This window comes from Paraburkholderia sp., from assembly GCF_026225065.1.
GTDB lineage: Bacteria > Pseudomonadota > Gammaproteobacteria > Burkholderiales > Burkholderiaceae > Paraburkholderia.
In genome coordinates, this window is sequence record NZ_JAMFSB010000019.1 from 1 (window position 1) to 11,957 (window position 11,957).

At 62.7% G+C, this 11,957-nt stretch carries 11 protein-coding genes and 2 tRNA genes; 9 read left to right on the forward strand and 4 right to left on the reverse strand.

Going from position 1 to position 11,957, the window contains the following annotated elements; translation table 11 throughout:
• From era to nagZ, 5 genes are all read left to right on the forward strand, one after another.
• Nucleotides 1-882: GTPase Era (era, locus tag M0954_RS00960; RefSeq protein WP_297351148.1), on the forward strand; the 882-nt coding region annotated here is incomplete at its 5' end.
• A complete protein-coding gene (recO, locus tag M0954_RS00965) occupies nt 869-1,840 on the forward strand; it encodes a DNA repair protein RecO (RefSeq protein WP_297351150.1) in 972 nt (323 codons plus the stop codon). The genes era and recO, both read left to right, overlap by 14 nt.
• On the forward strand, nt 1,837-2,601 hold the full coding sequence (gene pdxJ, locus M0954_RS00970) for a pyridoxine 5'-phosphate synthase (protein WP_297351152.1): 765 nt from the start codon (nt 1,837-1,839) through the stop codon (nt 2,599-2,601). The genes recO and pdxJ overlap by 4 nt, the downstream gene beginning before the upstream one ends.
• A gap of 89 nt (nt 2,602-2,690) precedes the next feature.
• Nucleotides 2,691-3,137 carry a holo-ACP synthase gene (acpS, locus tag M0954_RS00975; RefSeq protein ID WP_122152034.1) on the forward strand — a complete coding sequence of 149 codons (447 nt, stop codon included), beginning with the start codon at nt 2,691-2,693 and terminating at the stop codon, nt 3,135-3,137.
• A 72-nt stretch (nt 3,138-3,209) separates the two neighbouring features.
• Nucleotides 3,210-4,238 carry a beta-N-acetylhexosaminidase gene (gene nagZ, locus M0954_RS00980; protein WP_297351154.1) on the forward strand — a complete coding sequence of 343 codons (1,029 nt, stop codon included), beginning with the start codon at nt 3,210-3,212 and terminating at the stop codon, nt 4,236-4,238.
• 138 nt (nt 4,239-4,376) lie between these two features.
• Here the strand turns inward: nagZ and M0954_RS00985 are convergent, their stop codons facing one another.
• The 4 genes from M0954_RS00985 to earP form a co-directional block, all read right to left on the reverse strand.
• Nucleotides 4,377-5,759, reverse strand: a complete 1,383-nt coding sequence (locus M0954_RS00985; protein WP_297351156.1) for a sigma-54 dependent transcriptional regulator — start codon at nt 5,757-5,759, stop codon at nt 4,377-4,379.
• Between the two features lie 118 nt (nt 5,760-5,877).
• On the reverse strand, nt 5,878-6,081 hold the full coding sequence (locus tag M0954_RS00990) for a CsbD family protein (RefSeq protein WP_297351158.1): 204 nt from the start codon (nt 6,079-6,081) through the stop codon (nt 5,878-5,880).
• A 289-nt stretch (nt 6,082-6,370) separates the two neighbouring features.
• On the reverse strand, nt 6,371-6,928 hold the full coding sequence (gene efp, locus M0954_RS00995) for an elongation factor P (protein ID WP_122152031.1): 558 nt from the start codon (nt 6,926-6,928) through the stop codon (nt 6,371-6,373).
• A gap of 140 nt (nt 6,929-7,068) precedes the next feature.
• Nucleotides 7,069-8,310, reverse strand: coding sequence for an elongation factor P maturation arginine rhamnosyltransferase EarP (earP, locus tag M0954_RS01000; RefSeq protein ID WP_297351160.1), 1,242 nt, complete (start codon nt 8,308-8,310; stop codon nt 7,069-7,071).
• A 113-nt stretch (nt 8,311-8,423) separates the two neighbouring features.
• Here earP and uvrC point away from each other — a divergent pair, with 113 nt between their 5' ends.
• The 4 genes from uvrC to M0954_RS01020 all read left to right on the forward strand — a co-directional run bounded on the left by uvrC (nt 8,424) and on the right by M0954_RS01020 (nt 11,943).
• Nucleotides 8,424-10,763: an excinuclease ABC subunit UvrC gene (gene uvrC / locus M0954_RS01005; protein WP_123385726.1), complete on the forward strand. Its 2,340-nt coding sequence runs from the start codon at nt 8,424-8,426 to the stop codon at nt 10,761-10,763.
• Nucleotides 10,764-10,950: 187 nt separating this feature from the next.
• On the forward strand, nt 10,951-11,544 hold the full coding sequence (gene pgsA, locus M0954_RS01010) for a CDP-diacylglycerol--glycerol-3-phosphate 3-phosphatidyltransferase (RefSeq protein ID WP_074263858.1): 594 nt from the start codon (nt 10,951-10,953) through the stop codon (nt 11,542-11,544).
• 162 nt (nt 11,545-11,706) lie between these two features.
• Nucleotides 11,707-11,782: transfer RNA gene (locus tag M0954_RS01015), tRNA-Gly, on the forward strand.
• Nucleotides 11,783-11,867: 85 nt separating this feature from the next.
• Nucleotides 11,868-11,943, forward strand: a tRNA-Gly gene (locus tag M0954_RS01020).
• Nucleotides 11,944-11,957 lie beyond the last annotated feature (14 nt).

The following is an 11,957-nucleotide window of genomic DNA, read 5'->3' on the forward strand; positions in this document are numbered from 1 at the left end:
ACTGGTTTCCGCTGCGGCATGGTCGCGATCGTCGGCCGCCCCAACGTCGGCAAGTCCACGCTGATGAACGCGCTGGTCGGCCAGAAAGTCAGTATCACGTCGCGCAAGGCGCAGACGACGCGCCATCGCATTACCGGTATTCACACGCTCGAAGACGCGCAGTACATCTTCGTCGACACACCTGGATTCCAGACCAAGCACAGCGGTGCGCTGAACCGCTCGCTCAATCGCGCGGTGACTTCGACGCTGACCTCGGTCGACGCGATTCTGTTCGTGATCGAAGCGGGCCGCTTCGGTCCGGACGACCAGAAGGTGCTCGACCTGATTCCGCCTTCGGTGCCCACGCTGTTGATCGCCAACAAGCTCGACCGCGTCTCGGATAAGGATTCGTTGTTCCCGTTCATGCAGCAGGTGAGCGCGCTGCACCAGTTCACCGAGATCGTGCCGCTGTCAGCCAAGAATCCGGACGACATCAAGCGTCTGATGGCAACCGTCAAGCCGTTCCTGCCGGAAGGCTCGCCGATCTATGGCGAAGACGACCTGACCGATCGCAGCGAGCGTTTCCTTGCCGCCGAAATCCTGCGCGAGAAAGTTTTCCGCTGGACTGGCGACGAACTGCCCTACACCAGCACCGTGCTGATCGAGAAGTTCGAGACCGAAGGTCGTCTGCGCCGCATTTTCGCGACCATCATGGTGGATCGCGACACGCACAAGGCGATGATCATCGGTCAGAAGGGCGCCAAACTGAAGCAGATCAGCACCGAAGCGCGCCTCGACATGGAAAAGCTGTTCGACGGCCCCGTGTATCTGGAAACCTTCATCAAGGTGAAGAGTGGCTGGGCCGACAACGAAGCCGGACTCCGCGCGTATGGGTACGAATGACGCGTGGATGACGCTGCAATCGGACGCTGAACCGGACGACACCGAGCCGGGCGCGTCGGCGCGCGAGCCATCGAAAGCTCGTGCGTCGAAGAAGTCATCTTCAGCATCCGCGGGTTCTTCTACCCGCAGCTCGCCGCGCAATACGCCGCGTAGCTCAGCCGGCGACGCATCGGACGCAGACGTGTCGACCAGCGGCGAAGCGCGCAAGACACCGGCGCGCCGGACGCCGCGCAGTTCCGGTTCCGAGTACAAGGTCACCGAGCAGCCGGCGTTCGTGCTGCATAGCTACCCGCATCGCGAGACCAGTCTGATCATCGACGTGCTGACGCGCGATCATGGCCGTCTCGCCCTCGTCGCAAAGGGCGCCAAGCGCCCGCACTCCGCGTTGCGCGGCGTGCTGCAGACGTTCCAGCCGCTAGCACTATCGTGGTCCGGCAAATCCGAAGTCCGCACGCTAACCGGCGCCGAATGGGTAGGCGGCATGTTGCCGCTTGCCGGCGACGCGCTGCTGTGCGGCTTCTACGTCAACGAATTGCTGGTCAAATTCTGCGGCCGCGAAGATCCGCATCCCCAACTGTTCCAGCACTACGTCGTCACGCTGGCGCGCCTCGCGCACGATGAACCGGCCGTGCAGGTCTTGCGCTCGTTCGAACGCGTACTGCTGCGCGAAACCGGCTACGCCATGGCGCTCAACCGCACGGTCGCACGCAAGGCGGTAGTGGCGGAGGGGCGCTACGTGTTCGATCCGGAACGCGGCGTGCGTGAAGCCTCCGACGATCTTCCCGCGCAGTGGCCGGTAGTTGCCGGCCAGACCTTGCTCGATATGGAAGCGGACGATTACCATCGTGCGCAGACCGTGGCGCAAAGCAAAACGCTGATGCGCTTTCTGCTCAACACTTACCTTGGCGGCACGCCGCTCGCGACGCGCCAGATCCTGATCGACTTGCAGAACTTATGAGCTTCTTTCTTACGTCGCCTAATGTGATCGACCTGGGCGTGAATATCGATCACGTCGCTACGGTGCGCAATGCGCGCGGTACCTCCTACCCTGACCCGATTCGCGCGGCGCTCGACGCCGAAGCGGCCGGCGCCGATGCGATCACGCTGCATCTGCGCGAAGATCGCCGGCATATCGTCGACGCCGACGTGCGCAAGTTGCGTCCGCTACTCAAGACGCGCATGAATCTCGAATGCGCAGTGACGCAGGAGATGCTCGATATCGCCTGTGAAGTGCAACCGCACGACGTTTGCCTCGTGCCGGAAAAGCGCGAAGAGCTGACCACCGAAGGCGGCCTCGATGTCGCTGGCCAGTTCGAGGCTGTGCGCGCCGCGTGCAAGCAACTGGCCGAGGCGGGCTCGCGCGTGTCGCTCTTCATCGATCCGGAAGAAACGCAGATTCGCGCCGCGCACGAAGCCGGCGCGCCGGTGATCGAGTTGCATACCGGCCGCTATGCCGAAGCGCACGACCCGGCGGAGCAACAGCGCGAATACGAGCGCGTGGTGCGCAGCGTCGAATTCGGTCTGTCGCTCGGCATCAAGGTGAACGCCGGTCATGGCCTGCACTATACGAACGTCCAGCAGATTGCGGCGATCGAAGGCATTGTCGAACTGAATATCGGCCACGCGATCGTCGCGCACGCGATTTTCGCGGGCTGGGAGAATGCGGTGCGCGAGATGAAGGCGATCATGGTCGCCGCACGTCTGGCCGCACACGCTTAACGCCTTCGGGCGCGCCTGGCGCTGTTTGCTGATTGTTCATACTCTTAGCAGACCCGCCGCAACCCTAAGCAACGAGGACTTCTCCACGCATGGCAATCTACGGCATCGGCACCGACATCGTTCAGGTCAGTCGCGTGGCGGCAGTCATGACCCGCACCAACGGGCGCTTCGCGGAGAAGGTGCTCGGCGCCGACGAATTGCGCATCTATCACGCGCGCCAGGCCCGTTCGGCGGTGCGCGGTCTTGCGTTTCTCGCCACCCGTTTTTCTGCCAAGGAAGCCTTCTCGAAAGCGATCGGCCTTGGCATGCGCTGGCCGATGACCTGGCGCGCGCTGCAGACCCTCAACGAGCCGAGCGGCAAGCCGGTGGTGGTGGCCTCGGGCGAGCTGGCCGTATGGCTCGAAGCACGCGGCATCACAGCGCGCGTGACCATCAGCGACGAGCATGACTATGCGGTCTCCTTCGTGATCGCGGAGACGGCGGACTCAGCCGGATCCGCAGCGTCCACTTCGTCTGTCGATTCCGTTACCCCCTGATTTCTCCCGGCGCGGCGTCGGCAAGCCGCGTCTTCTTTCCCCGCGTTTCATTTTCTCTTTTTGCGGAATCCGATGAAAACCAATCCAGGCCCGGTGATGCTCGACGTGGTCGGCAAAACGCTGACCAACGACGACAAGCGCCGCCTCGCGCACCCGATGACTGGTGGCGTGATCCTGTTCGCGCGCCACTACGAGAACCGCGCACAACTGGCTGCGCTGACCGATGTGATCCGCGCCGAACGTGACGACCTGCTGATCGCCGTCGACCACGAAGGCGGCCGCGTGCAGCGTTTCCGCACCGATGGCTTTACCGTGCTGCCGGCGATGGGCAAGCTCGGCGCGCTGTGGGACTCGGACGTTCTGCACGCCACCAAGGTCACCACGGCGGTCGGCTACATCCTTGCCGCTGAATTGCGGGCATGCGGTGTCGACATGAGCTTTACGCCGGTGCTCGATCTGAATTACGGCCAGTCGCAGGTGATCGGCGATCGCGCGTTCCATCGCGATCCGCGCGTGGTGGCGATGCTCGCGAAGAGTCTCAATCACGGTCTCGCGCTGGCCGGCATGGCGAACTGCGGCAAGCATTTCCCCGGACACGGATTTGCCCACGCGGACTCGCACGTCGCGATGCCGGTGGACGACCGTCCTCTCGAGGCCATTCTGCGTGATGACGTGGCGCCGTACGACTGGCTGGGGCTGACGCTGGCGTCGGTGATCCCGGCGCACGTGATTTATCCGCAGGTGGATGCGAAGCCAGCGGGTTTTTCGCGTGTCTGGCTGCAGGACGTGTTACGTAACAAGCTTCGCTTTCCCGGCGCGATCTTCAGCGACGATCTTTCGATGGAGGCCGCGCGCCAAGGTGGCACGCTCACCCAAGCCGCGACCGCAGCATTGCAGGCGGGATGCGACATGGTGTTGATCTGCAATCAGCCGGAGGAAGCAGAGAAGGTACTCGACGCGCTGCGCTTCACGCCGTCGAAGGAATCGCAGGCGCGCCTGAGCCGGATGCGTCCGCGCGGCAAGGCGCTTAAGTGGAGCAAGCTGGTGGCCGAGCCGGAGTATCTGCAGGCGCAGAGCTTGTTGCGCAGTGCATTTGCCTGAGTGCGTGGTGTAGCGGGTATCACGCCACGCGACGCCACGTGACGTCGCATGGTCTGGTAGCCGTGCTACGACCAAAAGCAAAAGGTCGGCGCCATTGCGCCGACCTTTTGCCAACTGCATATCACGGCATGCAGCGGATCAGTTCAAACGCATCCGCTGCAGCTTGTTGTATAGCGTCTTCGGACTGATCCCCAGCAGCGACGCAGCGCGATGCCGCGTGCCGCCGACCGCGTCGAGTGTGGCGCGGATCAGCATCTCCTCCACGTCCGCCAGCGGCGTGCCGACGGTCACCTGTACCCGGCTGCCATTCAGATCGCGCATGCCACCCGAACCGGTTTCATCGGCGCGCAGCGTTTCGAGCACGTCGCCCGACGCCTGATACGCGCGCCTGACGCGATCCTGCAGTTCGCGCACGTTCCCCGGCCACTCATACGCAAGGCATTCGCGCAAGAAGTTCGGCCCGATCTGCTTGGTCGAATCGGCAGAGCCGTGCGAACTGGCCTCGCGATTGAGCTCGTCGACCAGCGATTGCGCGATCAACGCAGCATCGTCACCGCGCTCGCGCAGCGGCGGCAAGGCGACCGCTGCCGCATCAAGGCGCAGCGCGAGATCGCCATGCAGGCTGCCGTCGGCTACCGCCGCGCGCGGCGCCTTGCGGGTCGAGGCGACCAGCCGGAAATCGGTGACCACCTGATGCGTGCCGCCAACCCGCATGAAGGTCTGCGAATCGAGCGCACGCAACAGCGCCTCCTGTTGAGGACGCGGCAATTCGGCGATCTCGTCAATGAACAACGTACCGCCGCTTGCCTGTTCGAACAGGCCTTGCTCGCGTTGCTCGGCACCACTGAATGCGCCGCGTTCGTGACCGAACAGCAGGCTATCCAGCGAATGGTTCGCCGCGTGATTGGCCGCTGTGCGGCAATCGAACATGACGAACGGCCCTTTGCGGCGCCGGCTCATCTCATGCAGCGTGCGTGCGGTGACTTCCTTGCCTGTGCCCACCTCGCCCGAGATCAGGACGGCAGCCTCGGTCGGCGCGGTGTGTTCGATCATGTCGTACACGTGCTGAATGGCTCCGCTTCTGCCCAGCATGGGGCCGAATCGGCCGAGCTGGCGCAGCGTGGCGCGTAAGGTTTGCACTTCTTCGGTCAGTTCGTACGGGCGCGGAATACGCGCCAGCAGGCTGCGCAGGCGCGGGATGTTGACCGGCTTGAGCAGGTAATCCCAGATGCCGTGCCGCAGACCTTCAATCGCGCTTTCGACGGTGGCGTTGCCGGTCATCACGATGACAGGCAACGCGCCCCCCGGTGGTTGCGCGGGCAGATGCTGCAGCAGATCGAGTCCGCTGCCATCGGGCAGATTCAGGTCGACCAGCACTACGTCCGGGATGAAGAGCGTCAGCGCAGCCCGCGCTTCTGCGAGGGTCGTCGCGGTGTCGACGGAAAAGCCGTCGGCGGCGAGGATCGCTGACAGGCCTGACAGGCTATTGGGATCGTCTTCTACAATCAGGGCATGTGGCATGGCTAGCGCTAGTTTTTAGATGGTTGGAAGCCCGCGCCGCACCACCGGTATTCCGGCAACGGGCAGGGGTGCGATGGGGTCGTCCGCTGTTCCTCACGGAATACAGCGCCACGCATGGTCAATCCCGGTTGGCGTCGAAAAAGCGGTTTACTTCCCGCACGGCTTCTTCCCGCGTTTTGCCGTAGCGCTCCTGAATCAGCCCGGTGAGTTTGTCGGCGCGGCCTTCGGCCTTGGTCAACTCGTCGTCCGTCAGTTCACCCCACGCGGTCTTCGCTTTGCCGATGATTTGCTTCCATTTGCCTTCAGCGATGTCGTTGTTCATGGCGCGTCTCCACATAGTGAGAAAAAAGAAAAAGCCTCCGAGGCCTGTTCTCTTGGAAGCAGGGAGCGTGCCATCAACAAGTACTTAAGCTTATCAATGGTTTGTCGCAGGTGATGCGTTCCGCGATGCAATCAGGTTGGCAAAATCGAAAACCGTACCGGTAAAGTTTTCCTCAACCATACACGGTCACGGAAAAAAGAAAAAGCGCCCAAGAGGGCGCTTTTTTAATTCGGCCCGGATCCCGCAGCGTTGCGGGGCGAGCCTGGCAGGTTCCTGCGCCTGGTGTAGCTCAGGCGCGGCTGCGGTATTCGTGGGTGCGCGTGTCGATTTCAATCTTGTCGCCGATGGCGCAGAAGAGCGGCACTTGCAGTTCGAAGCCGGTGTTCAGCTTGGCGTTCTTCAGGACTTTGCCCGACGACGTATCGCCCTTCACAGCCGGTTCCGTGTAGATGATTTCGCGGACCAGCGTGGTGGGCAGTTCGACCGAGATCGCCTTCTCGTTGTAGAACACGACTTCGCAAGCCATGCCGTCTTCGAGGTAATGCAGGGCGTCGCCCATCATTTCGGCTTCGACTTCGAACTGGTTGTAGTCGGCGTCCATGAACACGTACATCGGGTCAGCGAAGTACGAGTAGGTCACTTCCTTGCGTTCCAACAGGACGACGTCGAACTTGTCGTCGGCCTTGTACACGTTTTCCATGCCTGCGCCGGTCAGCAGGTTTTTGAACTTCATCTTGACGACGGCGGAGTTACGGCCCGATTTGTTGTATTCGGCTTTTTGCACGACCATCGCGTCGCTGCCGATCATCACGACGTTGCCGGTGCGGAGTTCCTGTGCGGTCTTCATAAAACTGTCCTGTACGAAATAAGTAGCTTCAACTGTGCTCAACGGCATACGGCGCAAGCGGACTCGGCGCTGATCACACCTCGGCGCCTGGACGCGCCGCCATCGTGCCGCGCTTGCGTCGTCGGCCGTGGGATAACCGCTTATTTTAACTGACTTTTTGTGAATTCGGCCAGATTTCCGGCGAGGTCGCCGAGCGCCGCCAGTTCCCGCGCCCATTCGGCCGCGCGCCGCTCGATAACCGTGCGGTGGCGCTGGAAATCCGCCCAGTCAGGGCTGCCAGCGCCGTTCCACGCGTGCCAGAAGCGCGCCAGCGCCGCGCGGGCCTCGGCGGGCAACGGGTCGGTGTAGTGGGCAAGAGCGGCGTCGAGCTTCGGCAGATGAGCGGCGTCGGCTTGCGGGTAGATATGCCAGACGAACGGGCGCGCTGCCCATTGGGCGCGGACAAAGGAGTCTTCACCGCGTACGAAGTTGAGGTGGCTGGCCCACAGCAGCGCGTCGTACGTCGGCTGTTCGGTGAAGGCCAACGCGTGGGCGCGCAGGTTGCCGCGCTCGACGTGCGAACCTGCCGTGAACGAGGTCGGTGGCAGACCGAAAAAGCGTGCAATCGCACCTGAAATTCGGCCTTCCGGTACCAGCAGCACGATGGGCGTGGGGCCGTCACGCCACTGTTCGAGCAGGCTGTCGACGGCTGGATTCTCGTACGAAAAGAGCGAGATGACTGTGCTGTCCGGGCCGGGTGCGGGTTGGCCGGTCGCCTGGCGCCACCAGGCGTCGCGCGCCTGAGGCGACGCTTCGAAGGCTGCGCGGGCGGCGTCCAGATGGCGCTCCTTCAGCACACCGCCCGTCCCGGCGCCGAGTCCCGGGAAAAAGAACGTCTTGGTGAGGGGAAAGCGGGGATGCGGCGATTGGCGCAGATGAAAGTCTGCGACCCAGTCTTCGGCGCTCAGGTATTCCAGATTGAGCCACACGGACGCGCGTTCGCGGCGGGCCATCGCGGCCACGTAGACGTGCGGTATTTCGCAGCCAAACGCTTCGATGACGACGTCCGCCACCTCTAGCGTGTCGCCCACGTGAGCCGGCTCGTGCCAGTGCTCGATGACGATGCCGCTTACGGTCTGGCGGCTGCGATCGACGGCGAGCGCCGGGCAGAGCTTCTGGAACGCGTGGAGGTCGTCGACGAAAACGCGCACCTGCCAGCCGTGCTCGCTCGACAGTTGCCGTGCCAGACGCCAGCACACGCCGACATCGCCGAAATTGTCGATCACGGCGCAAAAGATATCGCAGGCGATGGCGGCGTTTGCTGGCGTCTGTGTCAGCGCGGACGCCGACTCCGCGGCTTGCGGGAGCGGCGGGGGCGACGCGGGCGGGCGGGCGGAGGGCATGATGGCCGGCATCCGGGTCTCGGACGCGTGCGGAATGTTCTAAACTGGCGATTCTAAAGCACTCACCCCAATCTCCGCGTGAACCTTTGCCGCGGTGCTCAGCCCGATTCTGCATGACCTATTCAGACGTTCCCGAAGCTCCTGACACTCCCGAAGCTCCCGAGGCATTCGAGCCGAAGAAGGTGCTCGCGCAGCTACCGCATCTGCCCGGCGTCTACCGCTATTACGACGCGCATGACGCAGTGCTGTACGTGGGCAAGGCGCGCGACCTGAAAAAGCGTGTCTCGAGCTATTTCACCAAGACGTTGCTGTCGCCACGCATCGCAATGATGGTGACGCGGATTGCACGCATCGAAACCACGGTCACGCGTTCCGAGGCCGAAGCGCTGCTGCTCGAAAACAACCTGATCAAGGCCCTCACGCCGCGCTACAACATCCTGTTTCGCGACGACAAGTCGTACCCGTATCTGAAGCTGACCGGCCATAAGTTTCCCCGCATGGCGTACTACCGTGGTTCGGTGGACCGCAAGAACCAGTACTTCGGACCGTTCCCGAGCGCGTGGGCGGTGCGCGAGAGCATCCAGATCCTGCAGCGCGTGTTCCAGTTGCGCACCTGCGAGGACTCGGTGTTCAACAACCGCACGCGGCCTTGCCTGCTGCATCAGATCGGGCGTTGCACGGCGCCGTGCGTGGGCGCGGTCAACGAGGAAGACTACGCACGCGATGTCGCCAATGCCTCGCGCTTCCTGCTCGGGCGGCAGAGCGAAGTGATGAGGGAGCTCGAGGAAAAGATGCACGCGTTCGCTGGGGAGCTGAAGTTCGAGCAGGCCGCAGCGGTTCGCAACCAGATGAGTTCGCTTTCGACCGTGCTGCATCAGCAGGCGATTGAAGTGGGCAGCGATAGTGACGTCGACATTCTCGCGGTCGTCGCCCTGGGTGGCCGCGTGTGTGTGAACCTCGCGATGGTGAGAGGCGGACGCCATCTCGGTGACAAGGCGTATTTCCCGGCACATGTGGAAAGCGCGTTGACCATTGATGAAGGCGGTCTCGAAGACGAAGATGCCGATGCGCAAGGTGTGCTGAAGGCGGCGGTGGCGCAGGGCCTGCGGGTGGCGGAGGAGGCCGCGTTGGCGAGCGTAGTGGCGAAGCGGAGAGCCGAGGCGACGGATTTTGACGACACAATTGATGCGCTGGCGATAGCGCAGGACCTGGTTGCTGAGAGCGACGAACTTGACGAAACCATTGAGTCCGACGGCGAAATCCCCGGGACGGATGACGAAGGCGATGAGCCCGACGACGAAACCCTTGGGACGGACGACGAAGCCGCCGAGTCCGACGACGAAATCCTCGAAACGGACGACGAACCCGCCGCGACATCCTCCGGTAAGCGCTCACGCACTCTCGCGACCGGCATTGAATCCGAAGTACTCGAAGCCTTCATCGCCCAGCACTACCTGGGCAACCGCGTGCCGCCAGTGCTCGTCGTCAGTCACGCGCCGTCGAACCGCGAACTGGTCGATCTGCTGATCGAGCAGGCGGGCCACAAGGTCACGGTGCTGCGCCAGCCTCAGGGCCAAAAGCGCGCATGGCTCGCGATGGCCGAGCAGAACGCGCGGCTCGCGCTGGCGCGGCTGTTGTCCGAGCAGGGCTCGCAGCAATCGCGCACGCGCACACTCGCCGATACGCTTAGCCTCGAATGCGACGACCTCGCGCACCTGCGGATCGAATGCTTCGACATTAGCCACACGATGGGCGAGGCTACTCAGGCATCGTGCGTGGTGTATCACCATCACAAGATGCAGTCGTCCGAGTACCGGCGTTACAACATCACCGGCATTACGCCCGGCGACGACTATGCCGCCATGCGCCAGGTACTCACACGTCGTTATGAAAAAATGGTGGCGCAAGCCGCCGCGAACGCTGCGGACGAAGCGCTCGCGCAGCCCGCAGACCCCGCAGCCGATCCCGTCCTCGCGGCCGATGCCGTCGAACCGGCCGCTGGCGGCACCTTGCCGAACATCGTGTTGATCGACGGCGGCAAGGGTCAGGTGGAGATTGCGCGCCAGGTGTTCACCGAACTGGGTCTCGATTGCGGGATGCTGGTCGGTGTCGCAAAAGGTGAGGGACGCAAGGTCGGCCTCGAAACGCTGGTTTTCGCGGACGGCCGCGCGCCTCTCGAACTCGGCAAGGAAAGCGCGGCCTTGATGCTGGTCGCGCAGATTCGCGACGAGGCGCACCGTTTTGCGATCACCGGCATGCGCGCGAAGCGCGCCAAGACGCGGCAAACCTCGCGCCTCGAAGAGCTCGAGGGCATCGGCGCGAAGCGTCGTCAGCGCCTGCTTGCGCGCTTCGGCGGCCTGCGCGGGGTGGTGGCGGCGAGCATCGACGATCTCGCGAGTGTCGAGGGGATTTCACGCTCGCTCGCCGAGCAGATTTATCGGCAATTGCACTGATTGCGCGGATGCGGCGCGACCCTTGGTGGGCGCGCGGCATCCGCGCAGCGTCTCGTATGTTAGTTTGACCGATGTTTGTGTGCCGTTTGCGGCCGGTTTGCCGTGTGTTTGGCGCGTGTTTGCTTGTGGCAGGCCTTATGACACGGCACAATTGCAACTCCTCTCTTGTCAGACCCTGCGCCTGCCCATGCCGTTTAATTTCCCGATTTTCCTGACGTGGCTGCGGATTGTTCTGATTCCGCTCGTCGTCGGCGTGTTTTATTTGCCGGACATGATGATGAGCCCCGCACACCGCAATCTGGCGGCCGCGACGGTTTTCATCCTGGCTGCGTTGACTGACTGGTTCGACGGTTACCTCGCCCGCAAGTGGAATCAGACCTCGGCATTCGGCGCGTTTCTCGATCCGGTGGCGGACAAGCTGATGGTGACTGCCGCGCTGCTCGTGCTGGTGCAGCTGGCGCGACTCGACTCGGCCATCGCGCTGGTGATCGTCGGCCGTGAGATTGCCATCTCGGCGTTGCGCGAATGGATGGCGCAGATCGGCGCCTCGAAGAGCGTTGCTGTGAATTCGCTCGGCAAGTTCAAGACCACTTGCCAGATGATCGCGATTCCCATGCTGCTGTTCTATGGCCCGCTACCCCTTGCACCTGGTTTTGCGATCGATACGCGCGTGTGGGGCATGTGGCTCGTTTTGCTCGCGGCGTTCCTGACCATCTGGTCGATGCTTTACTACATGAAGCTCGCGTGGCCGCAGATTCGTGAACGGGGCGGGATCGTGTGAGCGAAAACTGTTCCGAAGAAGACCCGCGTCAAAGGGGTTGACACGTTTCAGCGCTTTATACATAATCTCGTTTCTCCGACGCACGCAGGTTTGAGCCGGAGTGCAGTAGGTAGCAAATGAGTTGTAATTGAGTGGCAAATACGTAGTAATTAGCATCAAAACGCGGGAGTAGCTCAGTTGGTAGAGCGCAACCTTGCCAAGGTTGAGGTCGCGAGTTCGAGCCTCGTCTCCCGCTCCAGATTTTTGAAGCAGCGTTTTGTGTGATGCTTTGGCGTAGGGCATCAGGTAGTGAAGCAGTAGCAGAACGTTGTTAGCAGGACCATGCGGGAGTAGCTCAGTTGGTAGAGCGCAACCTTGCCAAGGTTGAGGTCGCGAGTTCGAGCCTCGTCTCCCGCTCCATACATTCGGGGAAG